Genomic DNA, 25,262 nt, shown 5'->3' with positions numbered 1-25,262 from the left:
CTTCATGGCCATCGACGACGTGCTCGCCGCCCACGGTGGCCTCGCCACAGCTCGACAACTCCTCGAGGTCGCCTCGCATCGCACCATCGCGCGCCGGCTGCGCGCCGGGACGATCTTTCGGGTCAGCCACGGCGTGTATTCCTCGACTCCGCCCGACACGTCGGTGCGGCTTGCTGCGCTGGACTTGTTGTCGCGCACCGAAATCGTGGCATGCCTGCATACCGCCGCCGAGCTCTTCGGTTTCGACACCGACCACGACCACCGCCTGCACATCCTTGATCCGGGCGTGCGACTGCGGTCGACACCGGAACTTTCGGTGCACCAGCGCGTCGGAGCGCCGCTGTGCAGGGTCGGCGGCCGATTGGCGACCACACCGGCGTGGACCGCCATCGAGATCGGGCGCACGGTTCGACGCGGACGCATCCTCGGCGTACTCGACGCCGTGCTGCGCTCACAACGCTGTACCGCACTGCAACTGGCAAATACTGTGGTCGAGCAGCATGGGCGGCGCGGGATCGTGGCGGTCCGGTCCCTGCTGCCACTTGCCGACCCCCGATCCGAGTCACCGATGGAGAGCGAAGCTCGGCTGGTCTTTCACGACGGGGGCCTGCCGTCCCCGGAACTGCAGTACGAGATCGTTGACCGGTACGGAAAGCTCTGGCGCGTCGATTTCGCCTGGCCACAAGCCATGTTGGTCGCCGAATACGAAAGCATGGAATGGCACGCGAACCCCGCCGCGTTGCGACACGACCGCATGAAAGTGGCCAGACTGCAGGAATGCGGCTGGACCTCGCTCCCCATCGTCATCGATGACGTCAGGCGGTACCCAGATCAGCTGGTGAACAGGATCTTCGGACATCTTGAGCGCCCGCGGCGCGCGAGCTGAAACCAAAGCACCTCCCGCCTGCGAGCAGACGCAAAACTGTCGAAATAGGGGCGAAATTGCGTCAGTTTTGCGTCTTCTCGCCGGAAAGCGGGAGCAATCCCTTGACGGTGACTGAACGCGTGTTTAGTGTATTGAACATGCGTTCAGCCGACGATCTGACCACCACCGCCCGGATCCGGGATGCGGCCATCCGGCAGTTCGGGCAGCACGGCTTCGGTACCAGCGTGCGCGCGATCGCCGCCGAGGCCGGCGTCAGCGCCGGGTTGGTCATCCACCACTTCGGTTCCAAGGACGCGCTGCGCAAGATGTGCGACGACTACATCGCCGAGCAGATCCACGGCTCGAAGGCGGAGACCATCCAGTCTTCGGACCCAGGCACCTGGCTGGCCCAGATGGCCGAGATCGAGGAGTACGCGCCGATGATGGCCTACCTGGTGCGCAGCATGCAGGCCGGCGGCGACCTCGCCAAGTCGTTCTGGACCAAGATGCTGGACAACACCGAGGACTATCTGGAGATGGGCGTGCGGGCCGGCACCGTCAAGCCGAGCCACGACCCCAAGGCGCGGGCCAGGTTCCTCGGAATCATCGGTGGCGGCGGGTTTCTGCTCTACCTCCAGCTGCACGATAACCCCACCGATGTGCGCGCCGTGCTGCGCGACTACGCCGAGGACATGATGCTGCCCGCGCTGGAGCTCTACACCAACGGGCTGATGACCGACTCCACCATGTACGACGCGTTCCGGGCCGAACACGACCGCACCCACCCAGCCGACGAAGGAGCACGCCGATGACGCACCCATCCGCACCCGCAGTCGAAATCCAGAACCTGACAAAGAAATTCGGCCGCAACAAGGCGCTGGACGGACTGGACCTGACGGTCTCCCCCGGCGATGTCACCGGGTTCCTCGGCCCCAACGGTGCCGGGAAGTCCACGACCATCCGGGTCCTTCTCGGACTGCTGCGCGCCGACGGCGGCACCGTGCGCCTGCTCGGCGGCGACCCGTGGCACGACGCCGTCGCCCTGCACCGCCGGATCGCCTATGTACCTGGGGATGTCAACCTGTGGCCCAATCTCACCGGAGCACAGGCGATGGACTTCTTGGCCCGCCTGCGCGGCGGCGCCGACACCCGGCGCCGCGACGAGTTGATCGAGCGTTTCGAGCTGGACCCGCACAAGACGGCCCGCACCTATTCCAAGGGCAACCGGCAGAAGGTCGCCATCATCGCCGCCTTCAGCACCGATGCCGAAATGTACATCCTCGACGAACCCACCTCTGGACTGGATCCGTTGATGGACAAAACCTTTCAGCAATGCGTCACGGAGGCCGCGGGACGCGGAGCGGCGGTCCTGCTGTCCAGCCACATCCTCGCCGAGGTCGAGAAGCTCTGCGACAACGTCACCATCATCCGGGCCGGGCGCACGGTCCGCTCCGGCGCACTTGCCGAACTGCGGGACCTGATGCGCACCAGCGTGACCGTCCGCACCCGCGGCGACGGCACCGCGCTGCGCGACCTGCCCTACATCCATGACTTCAGCGACCGGGACGGGCAGCTGAGCTTCTCGGTGGACCGTGCCGAGCTCGACGGCACCATGGACCGGCTGGCCACCCTCGGCATCGATGAACTGTCGGTGACGCCGGCCTCTTTGGAGGACCTGTTCCTCCGCGAGTACCGGGCGGTCAGCTGATGACCATAACCGCGCACCGGGCGCCGGCGGCCGAGTCACCGATCACCGGCACCGCGACCCTGCTGCGACTGGCCTTGCGCCGGGACCGTATCCGGCTCACGGTGTGGGTGTCGCTGCTGACCCTGCTGATGGCCTACACCCCCGGCGCGCTGAAACTGGCGTATCCGGGTGAGGAACAGCGCCTGGCCCGGATCAACCTGATGCAGACCCCGGCCGGGACCATCATGGGCGGGCCGATGTTCGGGCGGAACGAAACGGCGCTGGGCGCCATGGTCGCCAACGAGCTGATGCTGACCATGATCGTCGCGACCTCGATTCTGGCCGTCCTCACCGTCATCCGGCACACCCGCCGCGACGAGGAGAGCGGCACCGCCGAACTGGTGCTGTCCTCGGTGGTCGGCCGCTACGCGCGCACCGCCGCGGCACTGCTGCTGATCGGCGCCGTCAACATCATCCTCACCGCCACGATGACCGTCTCGCTGACCATCGCCGGGTTCGACCTCCCCGACAGCGCCGCCATGAGCCTCGGGATCACCGGGGTGGCAACGATGTTCGGCGCGGTGGCCGCCGTCACCGCGCAGCTGTGGCGACAGGCGCGCACCGCCACCGGCGCCGCGATGGGTGTGCTGGCGCTGGCCGCCCTGATCCGTGGTGTCGGCGATGTCATCGACCGATCCGGCAGCGCGCTGAGCTGGTGCTCCCCCATCGCCTGGGCGCAGCAGATGCGGGCGTTCGTCGACCTGCGCTGGTGGCCACTGGTCCTGCTGATCGCGCTGACCGTCGTGTTGATCGGCGCCGCCGCGGTCCTGGAAGGACGGCGCCAGTACGACGACGGCATCATCAGATCCACCGGCGATCGCCCCGGCGCCCACCCGATTCCGAACGTGTTCGTCCTGCATCTCACCTTGGCCCGCGGTCAGCTGATCGGGTGGGGTATCGGATTGTTCCTGGCCGGGCTGGCTTTCGGGTCGATGACGAACTCGCTGCTGAACGCCGCGGCCGACAACGAACTGCTGGCCCGGGTGCTCGCGGTCTCGGGCACCGACGGGGTCTACACCACCATGACCCAGTTCCTGGCCGCGGCGGCCGGTGGTTATGTCGTCTCGGCGGTGCTGCGCACCTTCAGCGACGAGGAATCCGGGCTGTCCGAACCCGTCCTGGCCGGCGCGGTATCCCGTTGGCAGTGGCTGCTGACCGCGGTGGCCGCCGCCCTGGCCGGGGCGGGCGCACTGCTGTTGTGCGCCGGGTTGGGCAATGGGCTGGGGGCCGGCCTCACCCTTGGCGAGCCGGCCCTGATCGCGCGGCTCACGCTGGCCGCGCTCGCCCACATCCCGGCCATGGCGGTGCTGGCCGCGGTCGCGGCCCTGGCCGTCGCGCTGCGCCGGCCCTGGATCGGCTGGCTGGCGGTCACCTTCGTGGTGGCGTCGCTGTATCTCGGTGCGCTGCTGCGGCTGCCGCAGTGGCTGCTGGACCTCTCACCGGTCGGGCAGACCACGGCGCCAACCGATTTCCCGGTGACCGCGCTCGCCGTCATGGCCGTAGTCGCGGCGGGACTCTGCCTGGCTGCCGGGCAGATCTACCGAAATCGAGATGCTGTGTAGGAGGCACGAGATGAAGCTCGTCATAAAGTTCATCGCGTCCACACTGGCCGGCCTGGTCTTCTTCGGTGCGGTCCTGTTCATACCGGCCGGGACCGTGCACTACTGGCAGGGCTGGGCTTACCTGGTGGTGTTCATGATCACCACGCTGGGCCCGAGCGTCTACCTGGCGGTCACCGACCCGGCGACGCTGCAGCGCCGCCTGCATGCCGGTCCGACGGCCGAAACCCGTCCGACTCAACGCCTCGTCGCGGTCGGATACACCGTCGCGTCCGGCGCGTGCCTGATCGTCAGCGCGCTCGATCACCGCTTCGGCTGGTCGACGGTGCCGACGGCGGTCACCATCGCCGGGCTGGTTCTGGTGGCGGTCGGGCTGAGTGCGGCGCAGGTGGTGATCCTCCAGAACCGTTATGCCGCAGCCAACATCACCGTGGAGGCCGATCAGCCGTTGGTGTCGACCGGTCTGTACGCGTGGGTGCGGCACCCGATGTACAGCGCCGTGACGGTGATGATGATCGGGACCCCGCCGGCGCTGGGTTCGTGGTGGGGACTACTCGTGCTCATCCCGATGCTGGCCGTACTGGCCGTCCGGATCCTCGACGAGGAGGCGCTGCTGACCGACCGACTGCCCGGCTACCGCGAGTATCGAACCCGGGTCCGGCATCGGCTCGTTCCCTACCTGTGGTGACCCGCCGCCGCGGAGATACAGTTTGCATCCATGACCGCAAAACCGTGCCCGGGTGGCGGGAAGAACTGGACGGTCGACATCGCCGGCAAACCGATCTGCCCGCGCTGCCGGCGCACGATCGCCACGGTCGCCGGTAAGGGACGCACCCCGCGCAACACCCCGGTGGTTCCCCCGCACGACCGCCCGACCGGCAAGGCCAACCCGCGCCGAAGCTAGCTGGTTCCGCGCCGTCGGATCGCATACTGATCAGATGGAACTGCTCACCGGGTTCGGCCTGGCGACCGCGGCGGGACTGAACGCCTACATCCCGCTGCTGGCCCTGGGGTTGCTATCCCGGTACACCGATCTGGTCGCCTTGCCCGTCGGCTGGTCCTGGCTGGAGAACGGCTGGGTGATGCTGATCGTGGCGGTGCTGCTGGTGGTCGAGATCGTCGCGGACAAGATCCCCGCGCTGGACTCGGTGAACGACGTCGTGCAGACCTTCGTGCGCCCGACCGCCGGAGGCATCGTCTTCGGCTCCGGCACCGCGGCCGAGACCGCGGCCGTTGCCGATCCGGGGGCCTTCGCCGCCTCGGGCCAGTGGATCGGCGTCGTCATCGGCATCGTCACCGCACTGGTCGTGTCGCTGACCAAATCCGCGGTCCGCCCGGTCGCCAACCTGGGCTCGGCGGGCATGGCCGCGCCGGTACTGAGCACCGCCGAGGACGTCACCAGCGTCGGACTGGTGTTCGTCTCACTGCTGCTACCGCTGCTGGTACTGGCCGTGCTGGCACTCGTCGCGTTCGCGGTCTTGCAGGTGTGGCGCCGACGGAAGCGCAACCGGACCGCGACCGGCTAGATCCACACGCCCTTTCCGACGGCGACCACGCCGCCGGAGCTGATGGAGAACCGCTCGCGGTCCTTATCCAGGTCCACCCCCACCATTTCGCCGGGGCCGACGACCACGTTCTTGTCCAGGATCGCCCGGCGCACCACCGCACCGCGACCGATCCGCACGCCGGGCATCAGCACGCTGCCCTCGACGATGGCGCCGTCCTCGATGGCGACGTTGGACGACAACACCGAATTGCGCACCGAGGCAGCCGAGATGATGCTGCCGGCCCCCACCACGGATTCCTGTGCGGATCCACCGTTGACGAACTTGGCCGGCGCCAGGTTCTCCGCGCCGCCGCGGATCGGCCAACGCTTGTTGTACAGGTTGAACACCGGATGCACCGAGACCAGATCCATGTGCGCGTCGTAGAACGCGTCCAGGGTCCCGACGTCACGCCAGTAGCCGTGATCGCGTTCGGTGGCGCCGGGCACCTCGTTGTCGTCGAAGTCGTAGACGCCGGCCATCCCGTCGGCGACCAAGCGCGGGATGATGTCGCCGCCCATGTCGTGATCGGAGTGGTCCTCGTCGGCGTCGGCCTTGATGGCGTCGATGAGCACCTTGGTGGTGAAGATGTAGTTGCCCATCGAAGCGAAGGTCTGTTCCGGATCGTCCGGGGTGCCGGGCGGGTCGGCGGGCTTCTCCACCCAGCCCCGGATGCGGCCGGAGTCGTCGGCGTCGATACAGCCGAACGCCGAGGCCTCCGAACGCGGCACCCGGATGCCGGCCACCGTGGCACCGGCTCCACTCTCGATGTGGTGCTGCAGCATCTGTTCGGGATCCATCCGGTACACGTGGTCGGCACCGAAGATGACGATGTAGTCCGGGTCCTCGTCGTAGATCAGGTTCATCGACTGGTAGATGGCGTCGGCCGAGCCGGTGTACCAGCGGGGGCCGAGCCGCTGCTGGGCGGGAACCGGCGTGATGTACTCACCGGCGAGCCCGGACAGCCGCCAGTTCTGCGAGATGTGCCGGTCCAGCGAATGCGATTTGTATTGCGTCAGAACGCAGATGCGCAGGAACCGGGCGTTCACGAGGTTCGACAGCACGAAGTCGATCAACCGGTAGCCGCCGCCGAAGGGCACCGCCGGCTTCGCCCGGTCTGCCGTGAGCGGGTAAAGCCGTTTACCCTCCCCTCCAGCCAGGACGATGCCCAGCACATGTGGCGCTTCCCTCATGCTGCCAACCTATCTGGCCTGCCGCAGCGCGGCTAGCCAAACGCCCGATCGAAGTCCTGATGGTCACGGTGTATGAGCGCCGGTCGACATGCCCGGGCGCTGATCATGATTCGCGAATTGGATGAGGGGTGCGCCGCGATCGGCCGCCCGTTACCGTGCTCACATGCGCGTGGCGATGATGTCCCGGGAGTATCCGCCAGAGGTGTACGGCGGGGCAGGTGTACACGTGACCGAGCTCGTCGCGCAGCTGCGGCGGCTGTGCGAGGTGGACGTGCACTGCATGGGCGCGCCGCGGGACACCGCGATCGTCGCGGCACCCGACCCGGCGCTGGCCGGCGCCAACCCCGCGCTGTCGACGCTGTCGGCGGATCTGGTGATGGCGAACGCGGCGGCCGGAGCGACGGTGGCGCATTCGCACACCTGGTACACCGGGATGGCGGGCCATCTGGCCGCGCTGCTGCACGGCATCCCGCACGTGCTGACCGCCCACTCGCTGGAACCGATGCGGCCCTGGAAGGCCGAGCAGCTCGGCGGCGGGTACCGGGTGTCGTCCTGGGTGGAACGCACCGCCGTGGAAGCGGCCGACGCGGTGATCGCGGTGAGCTCCGGCATGCGCAACGACGTGCTGGCCACCTATCCGGCGCTGGACCCGGCGCGGGTGCACGTGGTGCGCAACGGCATCGACACCGCCGTCTGGTACCCGGCTGACCCGGCCCCGGCGGGCTCGGTGCTGGCCGAACTCGGGGTCGACCCGAACCGGCCGATCGTGGCGTTCGTCGGGCGGATCACCCGGCAGAAGGGCGTCGCCCATCTGGTCGCGGCGGCACACAAATTCGATCCGGAGATCCAGTTGGTGCTCTGCGCCGGCGCCCCGGATACCCCGGAGATCGCGGCGGAGGTCAGCGCCGCGGTGCAGGATCTGGCCGCGGCGCGGTCCGGTGTGTTCTGGGTGCGGGAGATGCTGCCGACCGACAGGATCCGTGAAATTCTCTCGGCGTCAGCCGTTTTCGTGTGCCCGTCGGTGTACGAGCCGCTGGGCATCGTGAATCTGGAGGCGATGGCCTGTTCGACGGCGGTGGTCGCCAGCGATGTCGGCGGCATCCCCGAGGTGGTGGCCGACGGGCAGACGGGGCTGCTGGTGCACTACGACGCCACCGACACCGCGTCCTACGAGACCCGGCTCGCCGAGGCGGTCAACAGCCTGGTAGCCGAACCGGAGCGGGCACGCCGCTACGGCGCGGCGGGCCGGCAGCGGTGCATTGAAGAGTTCTCCTGGGCGCACATCGCCGAGGAGACTCTTCGGATCTACAACCTGGTGACCCGCTAGCCGGATCTCCGGCTGCGCGGCGCCTTGGGGGCCTGCGCCTAGCTGGTCACATTCTTGAGTTCTTCGCCGAGCGCGGCGGCCTCATCGGGAGTCAACTCCACGACGAGCCGGCCACCGCCTTCCAGTGGTACCCGCATCACGATGCCGCGCCCCTCTTTGGTCGCTTCCAATGGACCGTCACCGGTCCGGGGCTTCATCGCCGCCATCGTGTGCTCCCTCCGCGTGAGCCGGCCCGCACGGGACGGACCCGATCAAGCCGGCATGTACCGGCACAGAATTGGTACTGAACTTCTCCTATTGTTCCCTATGGCAGCGCTGCGGTGTGAAAAGACCCGGCGAAAGGCCCCGACCGTGACCGGATCGACAGCGGCTACGCCCGTGCCGGGACCCAGCAGGAGGCCGTGTGGTCGTCGACCATGCCGGTCGCCTGCATCAGTGCGTATGCCGTCGTCGGTCCCACGAAACGGAATCCCCGGCGCTTGAGTTCCTTGGCCATCGCGGTGGATTCCGGGGTGACCGCCGGTACTGCGGACAGCTGGGCCGGCCGCGGCCGGGCCGGCGGCGCGAATGACCACAGCAAATCCGACAGCTCGACATCCAGATCGGCGATCACGCGGGCGTTGTTGATCGTCGCCTCGATCTTGGCGCGGTTGCGCACGATCTCGGCATCCTCCATCAGCCGGGCGATGTCCCGGTCGGTGAAGCGGGCCACCTTGTCCACCTCGAAGCCGGAGAACGCACGCCGGAACCCCTCCCGCTTGCGCAGAATGGTCAGCCAGGACAACCCGCTCTGGAAGGCCTCCAGGCTGACCCGTTCGAACAGCGGCACCGTGCCGCGCAGCGGCATGCCCCACTCGGTGTCGTGGTACTCCCGGTAGAGCACCCCGTTGGGGCTGGAATCGGTTGGCACCCAGCCACATCGAATGCGACCGTCGGCCGCCGCCGACTCGCTCACGATTCATCCGAGCGGGCGTGTGCGGGCTCGTGCTCGGCCTGCGGCTGGTCATCCTCGACGCCGTAGGCGGCTCGCAGCGCGGCCAACTCGCCACGCAGCGAGTCGAGTTCGGCGCCGAGGCGGTCCAGCACCCAGTCCACCTCGCCGGTCTTGTAGCCGCGCAGCGTCTGGGTGAACTTCACCTGCTCGACGTCGCTGCCGGTCACCCCGGAGGCGGGCAGCACCGTCGCCGTGGTGCCGTGGGGCAACGGCGGCAGTTGCTCGCCGCGGCCGAACAACACACTGCCCAGGGCAAACAACACGGCACCGACGAGGATCAGCACCACCAGGTACAGCAGTATCAGCGTCACGTTCTCGATACTGCCCTACCGGTGTGACAGTTCAGGACGCTAACGCGGCCGCAGTGTGTTCATCGGCGGCCGGTCGGCCAGCGACACCGACGAGGTGCGGGCGGTGTAGTCGTCGCCGTCGGCGAAGAACTGGGTGAGTCCGACGCCGGAGTCCTCGATGCCGCAGCGGGACAGCAGCGTGGCGATCACCTGCCGGCTCATGGACGCCAGTTCGGTCAGCGGCCGGTTGCGGTGCTCACGCACCCCCAGATTGACCTGGGCGATCCCGTCGAGCCCGAACCGGTTGTAGGTGTCGACCAGCAGACCGATCTCGACGCCGTAGCCGGGGGCGAACGGCACCGAGGTCAACAGCTCCCGGGTGCCGGCGTACTCGCCGCCCAGCGGCTGCAGGACGCACGTGAGCTCGGGGCGCAGCGCCGCAAGCAGCGGCCTGGCGACCAGTTCGGTGACCCGTCCGCCACCATTCTTGTCCTCACTGCCGCTCACCTTGAGCGGCCGCCGGTAGAAACCCTTGACCAGGTGCACACCCTCGGTGGTCAGCAGCGGCCCCAGCAGTTTGGGCACGAACATCGGATCCGGATCGATCAGATCGGAGTCGACGAACACCACCAGGTCCCCGGTGGTGGCGGCCAGCGACCGCCACAGCACCTCGCCCTTGCCGGGACGCGGCGCCAGCTCGGGCAGCGCCACCTCGCGGCTGACCACCCGGGCACCCGCGGCCAGGGCCCGGATCTCGGTGTCGTCGGTGGACCCGGAGTCCAGCACGATCAGTTCGTCGACCAGACCACCGAGCAACGGGGTGATGGTCTCCACCACCGAAGCGACGGTCTCCTCCTCGTTGAGGGCCGGCAACACCACCGAGACGGTGCGGCCCGCTTTCGCGGCGACCAACTCCTCCACCGTCCAGGACGGACGACCGAAACTGTGGTCCGTCATCCAGCGGTGCCCCGTCACCGCGTCAGTCTCGTCGATCTCGCCCAGTTCTGGTGTCAGCTCCGATATGAGAGTCATGCGCGATACGCCTTCGGCTGCTCGCTGTACGTCATGCCAGTCCCCTTACCGTGCGCGTCGGCGGACGCGATCCGCGGATCGACGCGACCATTTCCAGTACGCGTCGAGTGGGACCGACCTCGTGAACCCGGAACATGGCGGCTCCGTCGGCGGCGGCCAGAGCCGTTGCCGCCAGCGTGCCCTCCAGGCGTTCGGTCAGTCCCACACCCAGAGTCTCCCCGACAAAATCCTTGTTACTCAGGGCCATCAGGACCGGCCATCCCGTGTTTACAAGATCTTTCACATGGCGCAACAAACTAAGACCGTGGTAAGTGTTCTTGCCGAAATCATGGGTGGGATCGATCACGATCGCCTCCCGCGGCACACCGACGGCGACTGCGTGTTCAGCCGCCGAGGTCACCTCCGCGATGACGTCGTCGACCACCCCGCGCTCGGTGATGCCGTAGTTCACCCGGAACGGGCGGGTCCGCGGAACGGCTCCGCCGGTGTGCGAACAGACCAGCCCGGCCTTGAACTCGGCGGCCACCTCGGGCAGTCCCGGGTCGGCCCCGGCCCAGGTGTCGTTGATGAGATCCGCACCGGCGGCGCAGGCCTGCTTGGCCACGGTCGCGCGCCAGGTGTCCACGCTGATCAGTTGGTCGGGATAGGCGCCGCGCAGCCATTCGATGAACGGCACCACCCGGGCGATCTCCTCGTCGGAGTCCACGGTGTTACCCGGGCCGGCCTTGACGCCCCCGATGTCGACGATGTCGGCGCCCTCGGCGATCACCCGGTGGGCGGCCTCCTTTGCCGCCTCATCGGTGAACGTGGCGCCGCGGTCGTAGAAGGAGTCCGGGGTGCGGTTGACGATCGCCATGATGAGCGCTCGGTCGGCGGCCACCGGGCGGCCGAGGAATGTTCTCCCGTCGCGTCGGTCAGCCTGCGAGGTCGTCGTGTGCACCCGTCCAGGCTATAGGCCGCCGGATCCGGCGCATTTTCGCTGGGCAGACGCGGTGCGAAGCCGCTAAATTGGTTGCCGGGCCGGTCGGGGGGTCATGCTGCGGGAGTAGAAATGGCGCTGGTCGGCCGGCACGCGGAGTGCGTCGCCCTCGACTTCCTCATCCGAACGATCCGAGACGGCGGCAGCGCTGCTCTGGTCCTCAGCGGAGACGCCGGCATCGGAAAAACGGCTCTACTCGATGAACTGGCACAACAAGCCGTGGGCTGCCGGGTCATCCGGATCGCCGGGATCGAGTCCGAGATGGACTTGGCGTTCGCCGCCTTGCACCAACTGTGCACCCCGTTGTGGGGCCGGAGCGGACGCCTGCCCGTGCCCCAGCAGAGGGCCGTGCGTCGTGCATTCGGGGCCGATACCGGTTCTCCGCCCGATCGATTCCTGGTCGGGCTCGCGGTACTGAGTCTGTTGGCGGATGCCGCCGAAGACCAGCCCTTGCTCGTGCTGGTCGATGATCAGCAATGGCTCGACGGCGCGTCGGCGCAGATCCTGGCTTTCGTGGCCCGACGCCTGGGCGCAGAATCGGTCGCGATCGTTTTCGGCACGCGTTCCCCGGGGCTCGACCTCACCGGACTGCCGCAGTTGCACATAGACGGGCTGAGCGACGACGAATCCGGTGCGCTGCTGTCCACCGCCTTGAGCGGGCCGGTGGACCCGCGGGTCCGCGACAGGCTCATTGCCGAAGCGCGCGGCAACCCGCTGGCATTGCTGGAGTTACCCCGGTCGCTGACCCGCCAGGAACTGGCCGGTGGATACGGCCCGCCCGGTGCGCCGGTCTCGCACAGCCTCGAAGCGACGTTCCGTCGGCAGATCGACACGCTGCCCGAACCGACGCGCCGGATGCTTGCCCTCGCGGCCGCGGACCCGGCCGGGGACCCGGCATTGTTGTGGCGGGCAGTGGACGAACTCGCGCTCGATCCCGAGGCCGTCACACCCGCAATGGAAGCCGGCCTGATCAGCATTGACGGGCGGGTCCGGTTCCGGCATCCGTTGATCCGATCGACGGCCTATCGGGGTGTGCCGCTGTCCGATCGCCAGGCCCTCCATGGGGCGCTGGCCGCCGCCACCGATCCGGACGCCGACCCCGATCGTCGAGCCTGGCATCTGGGCCACGCTGCGGTGGCTCCCGACGATGACGTCGCCGACGAACTTCACCGCTGTGCGGAACGCGCGCAATCCCGGGGCGGTGTGACGGCGGCGGCGGCCTTCCTCGAGCGCTCCGCAGAGCTGACCCGCGCCTCGTCCCGTCGCTGTGATCGAGCCATCGCCGCGGCAACCGCCAAGGCCCAATCCGGGATGCTCGACGCGGCAAGGGACCTTTTGAAGATGGCGGCGGGATCGCCGATGACCGAACTCCAGATGGCCCGGACCGACCTGGTGCGTGCGCAGATGGCGTTCATCAGCAACCACGGCCGCGACGCCGCGCCGCTGCTGCTCGGTGCCGCACAGCGGTTGGAGTCCATCGACCCGACACTGGCGCGCGAGACGTACCTCGATGCCTTGTCCGCGGCGATCTTCGCCGGCCGGCTGGCCGGCGCTGCCGGTGCAGCCGAGGTGGCCAAGGCCGCGTCCGCGACCGCTTCGGACACCGGCTCGCTGGGACCGGCCGATGCGCTGCTGGACGGCTTGGCCATCCAGTACGACGGGGACTTCAGCCGCGGCCTCCCGCTGCTCCGACACGCCCTGGGCAGCTACGGCGAGGGCATGTCGCTCGATCAGGAACTGCGATGGATGCTGTTGGCCTGTATCGCCGCTACTCGGATCTGGGACATCGACCGGCACCGAAGTCTCGGGGTCCGCTACGTCCAGTTGGCTCACGACACCGGCGCCGTGAGCCAACTGCCCCTGGCCCTGAGCGGGGCGTTCCTGCCCCTGCTTCTCGATGGCGATTTCGACGAGGCCGGTCGGGTGGCCGGCGAGATGAGCGCAGCCATCGACGCCATGGGCAAGACCTTGACCCCGTACAGCGCCATCGTCCTTGCGGCGTGGCGGGGCCGTCCCGACGAACTCGCGGCGCTCGGCGATGACGCGCGCGCCGATGCGCAAACCCGGGGTGAGGGGCACGGTCTGACGGTGATCGCCTGGGCCGAGGCTGTTTTGGCCAACGGCAGCGCGGACTACAAGGCCGCACGGGACGCCGCCGCCTACGCGTCGGCCTGCCGGGGCGATGGCGGAGCCTCCTGGTGGGCGCTGCCCGAACTCGTCGAAGCCGCCGCCCGCCTCGGCGATACCTCGACCGCCGGAGCCGCCCTGAATCGGTTGATCGAGATGACCACCCCGAGCGACACCGACTGGAGTCTCGGCGTCGAATCCCGCGCACGGGCGCTACTTGCCGACGATGCAACCGCCGAAGACCTGTACCGGCGGGCCATCGAGCACTTCCGAACCGCAGGTTTGCGACCCGACCTGGGCCGCACTCACCTGCTATACGGCGAATGGCTTCGCCGGCAACGCCGTCGAGTCCACGCCCGCGCCGAGTTGCGCGCAGCTCATGAATTGTTCGGGTCGATCGGGATGGAGATGTTCGCCGACCGCGCCCGCCGTGAACTGGCGGCCACCGGCGAGAAGGCCAGGCGACGGGCGATACCGGAAACCGCCTCGGACCTGACCGCGCAGGAAACGCAGATCGCCAGGCTCGCCCGTGAAGGGTTGTCGAATCCAGAAATCGGCGCACGACTGTTCATCAGCGCCCGGACCGTGCAGTACCACCTCGCCAAGGTGTTCGCCAAACTCGGCATCCGGTCGCGCGGCGAACTCGCCGCTGCGCTCACCGACGTCGGCTGATCAGACTGTCCGGTGGCGGATGCGAACCGCCGCGTACCGCGTCCACGATGTTCTCCGAAGGCGACCCGACCCCGACCAAGGAGAACATCGGATGAAGATGCGCGCAGCGCGGATGTACGGGTATCACCAGCCCCTGCGTCTGGAAGAGGTGGACATTCCCCACATCGGCCCGGACGAGGTCCTCGTCAAGGTGGGAGGGGCGGGTATGTGCCGCACCGATTATCAGCTCATCGACGGCTACTTCGACCGCGGGTTGCCGTTGGACTACCCGATCACCCCGGGCCATGAGGTGGCCGGCTGGGTCGACGGGGTCGGGTCCGAAGTGCCCGCGTCGACCGGGCTCGCCGAAGGCGACCAGGTGGTGGTGTTCGGCAGCTGGGGTGACGGCGCGTGTCGGCAGTGCCACAACGGCAATGAACAACTCTGCGCGCACGGCGTGTGGGCCGGCTTCTCCCGGCACGGCGGATACCAGGAGTACATCCCGGTCAATTACCGCTATCTGATCAAGGTGCCGGGGCACGGCGGCCTGGCACCGGAGAATCTGGCGCCACTGACCGATGCCGGACTCACCCCGTACCGCGGTCTCAAGAAGCTACGCGATGCCGGGCACCTACGGGCCGGCGGAACCATCGGCGTCAGCGGAATCGGCGGGCTCGGAAGCTACGGCGCGCAATACGCCAAATTGCTCTCCGGCGGCGCCGACGTCGTCGCGTTCGCCCGCAGCGACGAAAAGCTGGCAATCGCCAAGAACAACGGCGCCGACCACGGTATCAACGTGCGCGACAAGGATGCGGACGCCATCCGCGACGAGCTCGAAAGCCTCACCGGGCGGGCCGAACTCGACGCGGTCATCGAGTGCGCGGGCGCCGAGGACGCTCTCAGGCTGGCGTTCAGCCTGTTGGCGGCCGAGGGCGCCATCGCCTCGGTCGGCCTCATCGGCAACCGGATCGACATCCCGTTGTTCCCCCTGGTGGCCCGGGAGTACACCTATTTCGGCTCGTTCTGGGGCAACTACAACGATCTCACCGAAGTCCTGGCTCTGGCCGAGGCCGGACAGATCAAGGACACCATCACGCGGGTCCGGTGGGAGGACGTCAACGACACTCTGGAAGCGATCGGCCGCGGCGATGTGCTGGGCCGCGCCGTGATCGTCTACGACTGAGAGAACTGTTCATGCTCAGAAGAATTCGTCTCGGACTGTTCCTTGCGTTGGCCTTGATGTCCGCACTACCGATGGGAACGGCGATGGCGCAACCGTATGACCGCACCGAAACCGCCAACCTCGCCACGGTCCGCGTGGGCTTCGACGCCTGGGCGGACGGGACGGGCAGCCCGTACGACGCACTCGCAAAGAACGTCCAGTGGGAGATCGTCGGCAACTCCGCGGCCTCCCGGATGTATACGAGCAAGGCCGATTTCATCGACAACGTCATCACACCGTTCAACGCCCGGATGTCCGAGCGGCTGATCCCGACGATCCGCGACATGTACGCCGACGGTGACACCGTGGTGGTGTTCTTCGATGCCCAGGGCACGGCCCGCGACAACGTGCCCTACCGCAACACCTACGCGTGGTTGCTCACCCTGCGCGACGGTCAGATCGTGACGGCCTCGGCGTTCTTCGACTCCATCGCTTTCAACGATCTGTGGCAGCGGGTCACACCCTAGCGCGGAGTCCGAGCCACCGCGTGATCCGCTGAGATGCGCGCAGCGGTTGCTACCCGGCGGCCATTGCGCGCATCTGCGCGCGCTACCTGGGGCGCTTGCCCGCGACGACCTCGTCGATGTACTCCGGATAGAAGGGCACGTAGCCCTCGCTCTTGCCGGCCAGCACGTACAGCGGGTCCTCGACGTCCTCGCCGTAGCCCTGCTTGCGCAGTTCGACCTTCTGACTCTTGAACGTCGAGGTGTGCGCCAGCTCGGGCACGATCCGGACGAACAGCGGCACCGCGTACGCGGGCAGGTGCGCGAACGCCGTCTTCGCCAGCGCGGCCCCGTCGAAATCGACGCCCGATTTCAGCTGCAGCGCAACCATTCCCGCGCGGCCACCGGCACCGGGCACCTCGACGCCGAACACCGTGGCCTCTTCGACCTGCGAATCACCGGACAGCCCGGCCTCCACCTCGGTGGTGGCGACGTTCTCGCCCTTCCACCGGAAGGTGTCGCCGAGCCGGTCGGCGAACGCCGCGTGCCCGAGGCCCTGCGACCGCATCAGGTCACCGGTGTTGAACCAGACGTCACCGTCCTTGAAGGCGTTGCGCACCAGCTTCTTCTCCGACGCCGACTTGTCGGTGTACCCGTCGAACGGCTGCAGACTGCTGACCTTGGACAGCAGCAGGCCAGGCTGCCCGCGCTTGACCTTGCGCAGCCGGCCGTCATCACCTCGGGTGGGTTCGCCTGTCTCCAAGTCGTATTCGACGAACGCGACCGGGCTCGGGCAGATGCCGGTCGACTTCGACACGTTGAACACGTTGACGAACGCCGTGTTCCCCTCACTGGCGGCGTAGAACTCGCAGACCCGCGGAATGCCGAAGCGGGTGGTGAACTCGTCCCAGATCGCCGGACGCAGCCCGTTGCCGCAGATCACCCGGACCTTGTGCTGACGGTCGGTCGGCTTGGGCGGCTGGTTGAGCAGATACCCGCAGATCTCCCCGATGTAGACGAATGCGGTGGCGTCGTAACCGATCACCTCGTCCCAGAACCGCGATGCGGAGAACGACTTACCCAGCGCCAGAGTGGCTCCCGCGTTCAGCGCCGAACCGACCGCGACGGTCAGGGCGTTGTTGTGGTACAGCGGCAGACAGCAGTACAGCGTGTCGTTGCTGCTCAGCCGCAGCCCGAGGCCGCCGAAGCCGGCCAGCGCCCGCAACCAGCGATAGTGCGTCATCACGCTGGCCTTGGGCATGCCGGTGGTGCCCGAGGTGAAGATGTAGAACGCCTTGTCCTTGGCCAGCACCGCAGCGGTGGCCGCCGGGTTGGTGGTCGGTGCGGTGACGGCGGCCTGCTTCAGTTCCTCGACGGTGATCAGACCGTCGGTCGCCACACCGCTGTCGGTGATCGACTCGATCAGATCGGCCTCGGCGACCACGGCCTTGGCGTCCAGCAGTCCGATGCTGTGCGCGAGCACCTTGCCGCGCTGGTGGTAGTTGAGCATTCCGGCGGTGGCGCCGCACTTGACCGTCGCCAGCATCAGCAACACCGCGTCCGGGGAGTTGCGCAGCATGATGCCGACGACGTCGCCGTGGCCCACCCCTCGGGCCGCGAGCACCGCGGCGTACCGGTTGACCGTCTCGTTGGCCTGCCGGTAGCTGATCTGCTGATCCTCGAACTTCAGGAAGACCCGGTCCCCGTACTGGGCGGCGCGTTCCTGGAAAACCTTGCCTATCGAGGTCTTGGCACTCGGGCGGGCGCCCACGCCAGTGACCACGCCCCGGACGATGGCCGGGACGTCGAACAGCAGACCTGGGATTTTGCCGGCGATGTCGAGCAGGCCGACGCTGGCGCGGGTGAAGTCCTCACTCATGCTGACCTAGCCTAGTGACTCGGGCCACATGCGCTGAGAGCCGTCTCAACATCGCTGACCAGTACCAACCGCTCCAGGGCCCGTTCGCCGACGTAGCCGGTGTCCACCAGGCTGCGCAACCAGTTCAACAGACCGTCGTAGTGACCGAACGGATCGAGCATGACGATCGGCTTGTCGTGCATCCCGAGGTAACCCGCGGTCCAGGCCTCGAAGAACTCCTCCAGGGTGCCGATGCCGCCGGGCAGCGCGATGAACGCATCGGCGCGCTCCTCCATCACCTGCTTGCGTTCCCGCATGGTGTCGGTGACCACGAGCTCGTCGGCTTCGACGTCGGCCAGTTCGCGGTGCACCAAAGCCTTGGGGATGACGCCGATGGTCCGGCCGTTACGTCGGCGGGCCCCTTCGGCGACCGCGCCCATCGCCGAGACGTTGCCACCGCCGGACACCAGGGTCCAGCCGCGGTCGGCGATGGCCGCGCCGACATCGGCGGCGAGTTGCAGCAATTCGGGGTGGGTCGGACCGGATGCGCAGTACACGCAAACGGCCCACGGGCGGGTTTGGGGCGCTTCGGGCACCGCCCAAACCTACCGTCGGTTTCCCTCTGGTCGCCCGGCCGACCGCCATACACTGCGACGGTGCCCATGCCGCAAAGTCCCGCGGGCGCGGCCGCCGATGCACTCGGTCGCGGGGACCTCGTGGCCGCCGAGGATCTGGCTCGCTCGGCGCTGCGCGAGGGTGAGTCGTTGTCGGCCCGGTTGACGCTGGCCCAGACGCTGGCTTGGCAGGGACGCGGCCGCGACGCCGATGCGGTCCTCGCCGCGGTCGACCCCGACACGCTGTCCGAGACGGATCTGGTCGCGTGGGCGCTGCCGCGGGCGGCAAATCAGTTCTGGATGCTCGACGAGCCGGAGCGGGCCACGGCATTCCTGCGGGCCGTCCGTGCGCGCCTGCGGTCCGCGACGACCGTGGATGCGTTGCTGAGCACCTTCGCGATGAACGCCGGCCAGCCGCGGCAGGCCTTCGAACTCGCCGAGGCGGTGTTGGCCGCACCAGACGCCGAGGACCGCGCCATCGGCTGGGCGGCGTCGGCGGCGGCGTTGTCGGCCGCCCGGATGGGCCGCTTCGCGCCGGTGGACACCCTGGCAACCCGCGCCAGCTCGACCGGGCACCCCGGACTGCTGCGGTTCACCTCCGCATTCGGGCAGACCACCGCGCTGGTGATGCGTGGCGAGTTGGACCGCGCCGAGTCCTTGGCGCGCCAACTCGCGGTGCCGGTCCAGCCCTCGCTGGCTATCGGGCAGGTACTGCTGGGAGAGATCCTGCTGACCCGGGGCGAGCTGGATGAGGCGGTGCCGCTGCTGCAGCAGGCGGCGGCCGCACTGTCGGTCACCGGGTACTCCTGGGGTCCGTTGGCGTGGATGTTGCTGGCTCAGGCACTGGGCAGACAGGGCCGGGCGGTGGACGCGGCCAAGGCGCTGTCCCGGGCCGAATCCCGGCACGGCCTGAAGTCGATGTTGTTCGCGCCCGAACTGGCGCTGGCCCGTGCCTGGACCTGCTCGGCGCGGCGAGACCGGATCGGTGCCATCGCGGCCGCCCGCGACGCGGCGCGCGCGGCGGCACGCGGCGGGCAGTCCGCAGTGGCCGTACGCGCACTGCACGACGCGGCGTGTCTCGGCGACAATCGGGCGGTCCAGAGCATCGCCGCGCTCGAAATCGACTGCGCATTCGCTGGTTTGGTCCTCGAACACGCGCGTGCCCTGGCTGACCGAGATGATGCTCGCATGGAATCCGTTGCCAGAAAACTCGTCGCGTTCGGAATATCGAGAACGACTTCGGACGGCGCGCGACACCCCAGCTAGAACGGCCCGTCGATCCTTGTCCCAACGTGCTGCGAACAACCCGGCAACGCCCTAATGTTGCGTCGTCAATTACGTGGGCACGACGGGGAGCAGCACCATCAACCAACCGGACACGAGCGCGGCCGTTCGGGAGAAGCGCCTCGACATCCAAGGCATGCGCGCCGTCGCGGTCATGCTCGTCGTGTTGTTCCACGCCGAGATCCCCGGGTTCGGTGGCGGCTACGTCGGCGTCGACGTCTTCTTCGTCATCTCCGGCTTCCTCATCAGCACCCATTTGCTGGAGGCGCTGCGGAATCGGGGCGGCGTCGGTTTCGCGGCGTTCTACGCGCGCCGTGCGCGCCGCCTGCTGCCCGCGGCCTTCCTGGTCATCGTGGCCACCGTGCTGGCGGCCCGGCTGCTGGTGTCGCCCATCCAGTTCGAACACGTGCTGAAGGACGCCGTCGCCGCCACCTTCTACGTCCCGAACCTCTGGTTCGCCCACAACGCGACCGACTATCTCGCCGAGAAAACCCCGTCGCTGTTCCTGCACTATTGGTCGCTGGGCGTGGAGGAACAGTTCTACCTGTTGTGGCCGCTGCTGCTCGCCCTGCTCTTCCGGTTCTTCAAGGCGCGCTGGACGATGGCGATCGCGATGTCGGCGATCGTGGTGCTGTCCTTCGCGGTGTGCCTGCATTTCACCAGCACGGCACAGCCGGCCGCGTTCTTCATGCTGCCGGCCCGGGTCTGGGAGTTCGGGCTCGGCGCCCTGGTGGCGCTGGCCCTGCTCGACCGGCGCAGCCTGTTCGCGCCGCGGGTGGCGGCGGTGCTGGGCTGGGTCGGCCTGATCGCGGTCCTCGGGGCCGGAATGCTGTTCAGCGTCAAGACCGTCTATCCGGGTTCGGCGGTGGCCATCCCGGTGCTGGGCGCGGCGCTGTTGATCGCGGCGGGCACCGCACCCGGCGGCCCGGCGGCGGTGCTCAGCGTGCGCCCGGCGACCTGGATCGGCGACATCTCCTACTCGCTGTACCTGGTGCACTGGCCGGTGCTGATGTTGCCCGTCGCGGCCGGCGCGTACATGGAGCAGCTGCCGATGTGGGCGCGCATCGCGCTGGCGCTGGCCTGTCTGCCGCTGGCCTGGCTGCTCTACACCTACGTCGAGGTGCCCGGCCAGCGCCTGGAGTGGCTGCGCGCTGCGCGCCCGCGCCGCACCTTCGGGGTGGCGGCCGGGGCGATGGCGACCATCGTGGCGATCACCGTGGCGGCGGGGCTGCTCCTGCACCCGAAGTTGGACACCGGTAAGCCCGCCCCCGCCATCGCGCTCGCCGCCAGCCCGGTCGGTACCGACTTCGTTCCGAGCAACCTCGTCCCGACGCTCGCCGACGTGGACGAGGACAAACCGGTGCTCTATGACAACGGGTGTCACCGCGAGATGGGCGACGCCAGTCCCGCCGATTGCGTCGTGGGAACGAATCCGGCGGCCCCGCGGGTGGTCCTGTTCGGCGACTCCCACGCCGCACAGTGGTTCCCGGCACTTCAACCACTCGCGCAGCGCGGGGCGGTCCGTCTGGAATCCCACACCAAGAGCGGTTGCCCCGCCGCACCGACGCCCCAGCTGCCCTACGCGAGCTGCCCGGCCTGGGTCGAGGCCGTGGCCGCGAAGCTGTCGGCCGACCCGCCGGCGCTGATCCTGCTCGGCAATTTCGGCAAGCGATACCTCGAAGACGAGCCGAATCCCGCCGAGCTCTGGCAACAGGCCCTGATCGCGACCATCGACCGGCTGCCCGTGCAATCGCGGATCGTGGTGCTCGCCGACACCCCCTCCATCGGGGTCACACCCTCGATTTGCCTGGCCCGCTTCTCCGAGGATGCCGACCACTGTGCCCTGCAACGCGCAACGGCTCTCGACGAGGAACTCCGTACCGTCGAGCGGGCCGTGGCGGCGCGGTTCGACAACGTCTCCTACGTCGACTTCACCGAACTGATCTGTAATGACGCCGAATGCCCCAGCATCATCGGCAACACGCTGGTCTACCGGGATGGCAGCCACATCACCACCGAATTCGCCCGGGTGCTCTCCGGTGCCGTGAGCTCGGCCGTGCAGAGTTATCTGCCCCTGACTGCGGAGCCGAGCGGGCGCCGCGAACCTCCGCAGGACATTCTCACCGTCGTAAAGGTGCCGAGCAGGCGATAGCGGAACTGTCGCGGCCTCAACGCAACTCGACCACCTCCGCGCCGGACGCTTTCAGCCGACCGTGCGGCAGGCCACAGCGCGGCGACAGCTTTCCGCCCTACGGTGACTTGGCAGAAGGAGTCATCGATGAGACGAATCTCCACGGCTGCAGCCGGTTTCGCCATCGCGGCCGGCGCGCTGCTGCACGCCGTACCGGCCCAGGCGGACGAACCCACCCCGGCGACTCCGCCGTCGGTGAGCCCCGACTCCGGACCGGCGCGCCACCCGTTGACGCTGCACTATCTGCACAACGAACCCCACATGGGGCCGCACGGGCTCTCGCACAGTGTCCGCAAAGCCCACCGACCCTCGCCCTAGCGGCGCATCCGAGTTGGCACAGCAAACTCTTTGACGTTTCCGAATTTGACCGATCAATATCGATTGCCGTCGACCATATTCGGACCATCGGCATTGCCATAACAGTACGAATGTTCTATTTATAGAGATAAGTCCGCCTAAGCACCGCTTCTAGCTGTGTGCTTCGAATGCCGAGCCGAGGCGTCGGCGAATTTCAGAATAGCGGCCTACCATGGGCAGCGGCTAATTCTCGAGAATCTCTCCGCAGATGGGGCCATGACATGAAAAACATCATCATCGGCGCTATTGCCGCGGCGATTGCCGCCGGCACACTCATTTCCGCACCGCTCGCCGGGGCCGCACCCACCACCGACCCGACCAGAGACGTCACGGAGGACGGCCCCTTCGCCGGACCGTTCACGTTTCCGGTCGAGTTCCCACGGTTGATGCGTGAGCCGACCTACGGGCCGAGAGGGACGAGCATCGGAGTCCGCTCGGTCCGCACGGTCCACTCGGCCTACTCCATCCCGGCGTCGAACCCGACCGCATAGGGTCGGCGGTTTCGTCCCGGGTGGCGTCGCCACCCGGGTGGCTGGTCGGCGGCCCGGACACCGGAAAACTGCCGCGCGGCCCGCACGCTTCCCCGCCATAGACTTGCCGGGAACGACGGGGGCGCGCACATGACCGATCCATTCTTCGTCCAGCCCGACGGTGTGCTGGACAAGTCCACACTGCATTCCCGCGTGGGCTCCGGGCTGTCCGACGTGACCGATACCCACGGCAACGATGTGCAGCGCAGCCACGGCGCCATCGCTTCGTCGGTCGACTCCGCCCTGCACTCCGCGCTCGCCGCACGCACCGCCACCGTGGGCACGGCGTCGACCTCGGCGTCCACCATCTCGGATCTCCTGCAGAAGGCGGCCAACGCATACGCCGCCGGCGACGAGGAGGGCGCGTCCCGGCTGCGCGCGGCCGCCGCAGTGCTGGAGGGCGGAGGCACGCCGACGGGTTCCGGCGTGAGCGGTGGCGCCGGCGCGTGGACGGCCGACGGTGCGGTCGGCTCCCCCGCCGCCGATGCCGTGGGCCCGCTGGGACAGATCCTGGGTTCGGTCGGTCAGCAGATCGGGCAGTTGACGCAACTGATCACCGCGCCGCTGCAGGGCTTGGCGCAGGGCCTGCAACAGGTGCCCCAGCAGATCATGCAGGCAGCCCAGGCGGCCCAGTCCGCCGGTGGGGACGACGTCGACCTCACCGCGGCAGAGACCACGGCCGAGGAGCGCGAGACCGAAGCCGCGCCCGAGGATCCTGCCGGGCGGCGCGAGCAGGCCGAGACGGCACCGGCGGACGACGCGCGGGCCGGCGGTGAGATTCCGCCGGGGCGTGCCCCCGCGGAGACGGCCGAACCCGTCCAGCCGGCCCCGACGCGTCCGCAGGTCGACTAGGCCGCCAGTAGCGATCCGTCGGCCAGCACCAGCCGGCGGCTCACCCCGATATTGGCCAGGAAGCTCTCGTCGTGACTAACCACCACGAAGGCGCCCCGGTAGGCATTGAGCGCCGCTTCCAGTTGAGCCACGCTGGCCAGGTCGAGATTGTTGGTGGGTTCGTCGAGCAGCAGCAGCTGGGGGGCCGGTTCGGCGAACAACACGCACGCCAGGGTCGCCCGCAACCGTTCACCACCGGACAGCGCCGAGACCGGCAGATCGATCCGGTCACCCCGGAACAGAAACTGCGCCAACAGATGTCGACGTCGGGTCACCGAGAGGGCCGGCGCGAATGCCGCCAGATTGTCGGCCACCGAGGCGCGCTCGTCGAGCAGATCCAGTCGCTGTGACAGGTAGGCGATGCGGCCCTCTCCCCGCTGCACCGTCGCCGGCCCCGGCTCCAGATCTCCGGAGATGATCCGCAACAGGGTGGATTTTCCGGCCCCGTTCCCGCCGGTCAGCGCGATCCGTTCCGGCCCGCGGATATCGAGCTCCACCTCATCGAAAACCGGCGAGCTCAAACCGCTTCCACTGAACACCACCCGACCGGCGGGCACCTCGGTGTCCGGCAGATCCAGGACGATCACCGCATCGTCGCGGACAGCCCGTTCGGCCTCGTCGAGGCGTGCCCGGGCCTCGCCGATACGGCGGGCATGCACGTCGTCGGCTTTGGCGGCCGACACCTGCGCATCCCGTTTCAGCTTTCCGGCAATGATTTTCGGCAGCCCGGCGTCCTTGAGATTGCGGGCGGCGGTCGAGGCCCTGCGGTCGGCACGTTCCCGAGCCTGCTGCATCTGCTGCTTCTGCCGCTTGAGTTGCTGCTCGGCGTTGCGCATCTCACTCTCGGCGAGTTCCTGGGCGGCCCGCACGGCTGTCTGATAGGCACTGAATCCGCCGCCGTAGAACTCGACGTCGCCGGCCCGCAACTCCGCGATCGAATCCATCCGGTCCAGCAGTACCCGATCGTGACTGACCACCACCAGGCAGCCACCGAAATCCTCGAGTGCATCGTAGAGCCGTTGGCGCGCAGCCGCATCGAGATTGTTGGTGGGCTCGTCGAGCAACAGCACATCGGGTCGGCGGAGCAATTGGGCGGTCAGGCCGAGCGACACCACCTGCCCGCCGGACAGCGTCGACAGGCACCGGTCCAGGTCCAGCTCGTCGAGGCCGAGCCGGTCCAGCTGTGCGCGCGAACGCTCCTCGATGTCCCAGTCGTCGCCGATGGCGGTGAAGACCGCCTCACTGGCATCGCCGGCGGCCAGCGCGTCCAGCGCGGCAAGCACCGGAGTCACCCCGAGCACGTCGGCGACGGTGTGCTCGGCCAGGAACGGCAGGTTCTGCGGGAGATAGCCCAGCACACCGTCCACCGATACCGCGCCGGATGTCGGCGTCAGATCACCGGCGATGAGGCGCAGCAGCGTGCTCTTGCCGGCACCGTTGGGCGCCACCAGACCGGTGCGGCGCCGGCCGAAGGAGCAGGACAGGTCCGTGAACACGGGGGTGTCATCGGGCCAACTGAACGAAAGATGGGAACAGACAATGGACATGCGGGAACTCCAGACAG

Annotated in this window: 24 protein-coding genes and 1 pseudogene; 16 read left to right on the top strand and 9 right to left on the bottom strand. The window is 68.2% G+C overall.

The window, feature by feature from the left end; translation table 11 throughout:
• The first annotated feature begins 4 nt into the window (after positions 1 to 4).
• From V4U86_RS06535 to V4U86_RS06505, 7 genes are all read left to right on the top strand, one after another.
• Positions 5 to 886: a type IV toxin-antitoxin system AbiEi family antitoxin domain-containing protein gene (locus V4U86_RS06535; RefSeq protein ID WP_395310469.1), complete on the top strand. Its 882-nt coding sequence runs from the start codon at positions 5 to 7 to the stop codon at positions 884 to 886.
• Between the two features lie 137 nt (positions 887 to 1,023).
• On the top strand, positions 1,024 to 1,677 hold the full coding sequence (locus V4U86_RS06530) for a TetR/AcrR family transcriptional regulator (RefSeq protein WP_395310468.1): 654 nt from the start codon (positions 1,024 to 1,026) through the stop codon (positions 1,675 to 1,677).
• Positions 1,674 to 2,573, top strand: a complete 900-nt coding sequence (locus tag V4U86_RS06525) for an ABC transporter ATP-binding protein (protein ID WP_395310467.1) — start codon at positions 1,674 to 1,676, stop codon at positions 2,571 to 2,573. The genes V4U86_RS06530 and V4U86_RS06525 overlap by 4 nt, the downstream gene beginning before the upstream one ends.
• Entirely contained in the window at positions 2,573 to 4,174 is a 1,602-nt protein-coding gene (locus V4U86_RS06520) for an ABC transporter permease (RefSeq protein WP_395310466.1), read from the top strand. The genes V4U86_RS06525 and V4U86_RS06520 overlap by 1 nt, the downstream gene beginning before the upstream one ends.
• A 10-nt stretch (positions 4,175 to 4,184) precedes the next feature.
• Positions 4,185 to 4,859, top strand: a complete 675-nt coding sequence (locus tag V4U86_RS06515; RefSeq protein ID WP_395310465.1) for a methyltransferase family protein — start codon at positions 4,185 to 4,187, stop codon at positions 4,857 to 4,859.
• 30 nt (positions 4,860 to 4,889) lie between these two features.
• Complete coding sequence (locus V4U86_RS06510) at positions 4,890 to 5,075, top strand: hypothetical protein (protein ID WP_395310464.1); 186 nt, start codon at positions 4,890 to 4,892, stop codon at positions 5,073 to 5,075.
• 34 nt (positions 5,076 to 5,109) lie between these two features.
• Positions 5,110 to 5,697, top strand: a complete 588-nt coding sequence (locus V4U86_RS06505) for a DUF4126 domain-containing protein (RefSeq protein WP_395310463.1) — start codon at positions 5,110 to 5,112, stop codon at positions 5,695 to 5,697.
• Here V4U86_RS06505 and glgC read toward each other — a convergent pair.
• The gene (gene glgC / locus V4U86_RS06500) at positions 5,694 to 6,908 is read right to left on the bottom strand and encodes a glucose-1-phosphate adenylyltransferase (protein ID WP_395310462.1); all 1,215 of its coding nucleotides are present in this window, start codon (positions 6,906 to 6,908) and stop codon (positions 5,694 to 5,696) included. The genes V4U86_RS06505 and glgC overlap by 4 nt on opposite strands.
• A gap of 163 nt (positions 6,909 to 7,071) precedes the next feature.
• Here glgC and glgA point away from each other — a divergent pair, with 163 nt between their 5' ends.
• Complete coding sequence (glgA, locus tag V4U86_RS06495) at positions 7,072 to 8,235, top strand: glycogen synthase (RefSeq protein WP_395310461.1); 1,164 nt, start codon at positions 7,072 to 7,074, stop codon at positions 8,233 to 8,235.
• A 38-nt stretch (positions 8,236 to 8,273) separates the two neighbouring features.
• On the opposite strand, the gene V4U86_RS06490 is transcribed toward glgA, so the two are convergent.
• From V4U86_RS06490 to folP, 5 genes are all read right to left on the bottom strand, one after another.
• Positions 8,274 to 8,441, bottom strand: a complete 168-nt coding sequence (locus V4U86_RS06490; protein ID WP_066857137.1) for a DUF3117 domain-containing protein — start codon at positions 8,439 to 8,441, stop codon at positions 8,274 to 8,276.
• Between the two features lie 164 nt (positions 8,442 to 8,605).
• A complete protein-coding gene (locus tag V4U86_RS06485) occupies positions 8,606 to 9,145 on the bottom strand; it encodes a DNA-3-methyladenine glycosylase I (protein WP_395310460.1) in 540 nt (179 codons plus the stop codon).
• A gap of 41 nt (positions 9,146 to 9,186) precedes the next feature.
• Positions 9,187 to 9,540, bottom strand: coding sequence for a DivIVA domain-containing protein (locus tag V4U86_RS06480; protein ID WP_395310459.1), 354 nt, complete (start codon positions 9,538 to 9,540; stop codon positions 9,187 to 9,189).
• Positions 9,541 to 9,579: 39 nt separating this feature from the next.
• Positions 9,580 to 10,476 (bottom strand): glucosyl-3-phosphoglycerate synthase, encoded by an 897-nt coding sequence (locus tag V4U86_RS06475; RefSeq protein ID WP_395311931.1) that lies wholly within the window; start codon positions 10,474 to 10,476, stop codon positions 9,580 to 9,582.
• Between the two features lie 106 nt (positions 10,477 to 10,582).
• Positions 10,583 to 11,407, bottom strand: a complete 825-nt coding sequence (gene folP / locus V4U86_RS06470) for a dihydropteroate synthase (RefSeq protein WP_395311930.1) — start codon at positions 11,405 to 11,407, stop codon at positions 10,583 to 10,585.
• Between the two features lie 195 nt (positions 11,408 to 11,602).
• On the opposite strand from folP, the gene V4U86_RS06465 reads away from it, so the two are divergent.
• The 3 genes from V4U86_RS06465 (at position 11,603) to V4U86_RS06455 (ending at position 15,997) form a co-directional block, all read left to right on the top strand.
• Entirely contained in the window at positions 11,603 to 14,329 is a 2,727-nt protein-coding gene (locus tag V4U86_RS06465; protein ID WP_395310458.1) for an ATP-binding protein, read from the top strand.
• Positions 14,330 to 14,420: 91 nt separating this feature from the next.
• Entirely contained in the window at positions 14,421 to 15,491 is a 1,071-nt protein-coding gene (locus V4U86_RS06460) for an NAD(P)-dependent alcohol dehydrogenase (protein WP_395310457.1), read from the top strand.
• Positions 15,492 to 15,547: 56 nt separating this feature from the next.
• On the top strand, positions 15,548 to 15,997 hold the full coding sequence (locus V4U86_RS06455) for a nuclear transport factor 2 family protein (protein WP_395310456.1): 450 nt from the start codon (positions 15,548 to 15,550) through the stop codon (positions 15,995 to 15,997).
• A gap of 82 nt (positions 15,998 to 16,079) precedes the next feature.
• Here V4U86_RS06455 and fadD6 read toward each other — a convergent pair whose 3' ends face one another.
• Complete coding sequence (fadD6, locus tag V4U86_RS06450) at positions 16,080 to 17,852, bottom strand: long-chain-acyl-CoA synthetase FadD6 (protein ID WP_395310455.1); 1,773 nt, start codon at positions 17,850 to 17,852, stop codon at positions 16,080 to 16,082.
• An 11-nt stretch (positions 17,853 to 17,863) separates the two neighbouring features.
• A complete protein-coding gene (locus V4U86_RS06445; protein ID WP_395310454.1) occupies positions 17,864 to 18,427 on the bottom strand; it encodes a TIGR00730 family Rossman fold protein in 564 nt (187 codons plus the stop codon).
• 87 nt (positions 18,428 to 18,514) lie between these two features.
• On the opposite strand from V4U86_RS06445, the pseudogene V4U86_RS06440 reads away from it, so the two are divergent.
• From V4U86_RS06440 to V4U86_RS06420, 5 genes and pseudogenes are all read left to right on the top strand, one after another.
• Positions 18,515 to 19,711: pseudogene (locus tag V4U86_RS06440) on the top strand (AAA family ATPase); the annotation flags it as partial.
• 73 nt (positions 19,712 to 19,784) lie between these two features.
• A complete protein-coding gene (locus V4U86_RS06435; protein WP_395310453.1) occupies positions 19,785 to 21,881 on the top strand; it encodes an acyltransferase family protein in 2,097 nt (698 codons plus the stop codon).
• 126 nt (positions 21,882 to 22,007) lie between these two features.
• Positions 22,008 to 22,238 (top strand): hypothetical protein, encoded by a 231-nt coding sequence (locus V4U86_RS06430; RefSeq protein WP_395310452.1) that lies wholly within the window; start codon positions 22,008 to 22,010, stop codon positions 22,236 to 22,238.
• Between the two features lie 260 nt (positions 22,239 to 22,498).
• On the top strand, positions 22,499 to 22,768 hold the full coding sequence (locus V4U86_RS06425; protein ID WP_395310451.1) for a hypothetical protein: 270 nt from the start codon (positions 22,499 to 22,501) through the stop codon (positions 22,766 to 22,768).
• Between the two features lie 129 nt (positions 22,769 to 22,897).
• Positions 22,898 to 23,659: a type VII secretion target gene (locus V4U86_RS06420; RefSeq protein WP_395310450.1), complete on the top strand. Its 762-nt coding sequence runs from the start codon at positions 22,898 to 22,900 to the stop codon at positions 23,657 to 23,659.
• Here V4U86_RS06420 and V4U86_RS06415 read toward each other — a convergent pair.
• Positions 23,656 to 25,245 (bottom strand): ABC-F family ATP-binding cassette domain-containing protein, encoded by a 1,590-nt coding sequence (locus tag V4U86_RS06415; RefSeq protein ID WP_395310449.1) that lies wholly within the window; start codon positions 25,243 to 25,245, stop codon positions 23,656 to 23,658. The genes V4U86_RS06420 and V4U86_RS06415 overlap by 4 nt on opposite strands.
• Positions 25,246 to 25,262: the final 17 nt, after the last annotated feature.

This window comes from Mycobacterium sp. AMU20-3851 (assembly GCF_043974665.1).
Taxonomy (GTDB): Bacteria; Actinomycetota; Actinomycetes; order Mycobacteriales; family Mycobacteriaceae; genus Mycobacterium.
Note: the sequence above shows the minus strand (reverse complement) of the source record. Positions and strands in the feature narration are given on the sequence as shown.

What these genes read in the sequence shown, in the direction of transcription:
- V4U86_RS06510 (WP_395310464.1), top strand. Translation starts at nt 4,890, where the DNA reads ATGACCGCAAAACCGTGCCCGGGTGGCGGGAAGAACTGGACGGTCGAC.
- folP (WP_395311930.1), bottom strand. Translation starts at nt 11,407, where the DNA reads ATGGCGATCGTCAACCGCACCCCGGACTCCTTCTACGACCGCGGCGCC.
- V4U86_RS06475 (WP_395311931.1), bottom strand. Translation starts at nt 10,476, where the DNA reads ATGACGGACCACAGTTTCGGTCGTCCGTCCTGGACGGTGGAGGAGTTG.
- V4U86_RS06530 (WP_395310468.1), top strand. Translation starts at nt 1,024, where the DNA reads ATGCGTTCAGCCGACGATCTGACCACCACCGCCCGGATCCGGGATGCG.
- V4U86_RS06505 (WP_395310463.1), top strand. Translation starts at nt 5,110, where the DNA reads ATGGAACTGCTCACCGGGTTCGGCCTGGCGACCGCGGCGGGACTGAAC.
- V4U86_RS06535 (WP_395310469.1), top strand. Translation starts at nt 5, where the DNA reads ATGGCCATCGACGACGTGCTCGCCGCCCACGGTGGCCTCGCCACAGCT.
- fadD6 (WP_395310455.1), bottom strand. Translation starts at nt 17,852, where the DNA reads ATGAGTGAGGACTTCACCCGCGCCAGCGTCGGCCTGCTCGACATCGCC.
- V4U86_RS06425 (WP_395310451.1), top strand. Translation starts at nt 22,499, where the DNA reads ATGAAAAACATCATCATCGGCGCTATTGCCGCGGCGATTGCCGCCGGC.
- V4U86_RS06455 (WP_395310456.1), top strand. Translation starts at nt 15,548, where the DNA reads ATGTCCGCACTACCGATGGGAACGGCGATGGCGCAACCGTATGACCGC.
- V4U86_RS06460 (WP_395310457.1), top strand. Translation starts at nt 14,421, where the DNA reads ATGAAGATGCGCGCAGCGCGGATGTACGGGTATCACCAGCCCCTGCGT.
- glgC (WP_395310462.1), bottom strand. Translation starts at nt 6,908, where the DNA reads ATGAGGGAAGCGCCACATGTGCTGGGCATCGTCCTGGCTGGAGGGGAG.
- V4U86_RS06430 (WP_395310452.1), top strand. Translation starts at nt 22,008, where the DNA reads ATGAGACGAATCTCCACGGCTGCAGCCGGTTTCGCCATCGCGGCCGGC.
- V4U86_RS06520 (WP_395310466.1), top strand. Translation starts at nt 2,573, where the DNA reads ATGACCATAACCGCGCACCGGGCGCCGGCGGCCGAGTCACCGATCACC.
- V4U86_RS06465 (WP_395310458.1), top strand. Translation starts at nt 11,603, where the DNA reads ATGGCGCTGGTCGGCCGGCACGCGGAGTGCGTCGCCCTCGACTTCCTC.
- V4U86_RS06515 (WP_395310465.1), top strand. Translation starts at nt 4,185, where the DNA reads ATGAAGCTCGTCATAAAGTTCATCGCGTCCACACTGGCCGGCCTGGTC.
- V4U86_RS06490 (WP_066857137.1), bottom strand. Translation starts at nt 8,441, where the DNA reads ATGGCGGCGATGAAGCCCCGGACCGGTGACGGTCCATTGGAAGCGACC.
- V4U86_RS06415 (WP_395310449.1), bottom strand. Translation starts at nt 25,245, where the DNA reads ATGTCCATTGTCTGTTCCCATCTTTCGTTCAGTTGGCCCGATGACACC.
- glgA (WP_395310461.1), top strand. Translation starts at nt 7,072, where the DNA reads ATGCGCGTGGCGATGATGTCCCGGGAGTATCCGCCAGAGGTGTACGGC.
- V4U86_RS06420 (WP_395310450.1), top strand. Translation starts at nt 22,898, where the DNA reads ATGACCGATCCATTCTTCGTCCAGCCCGACGGTGTGCTGGACAAGTCC.
- V4U86_RS06525 (WP_395310467.1), top strand. Translation starts at nt 1,674, where the DNA reads ATGACGCACCCATCCGCACCCGCAGTCGAAATCCAGAACCTGACAAAG.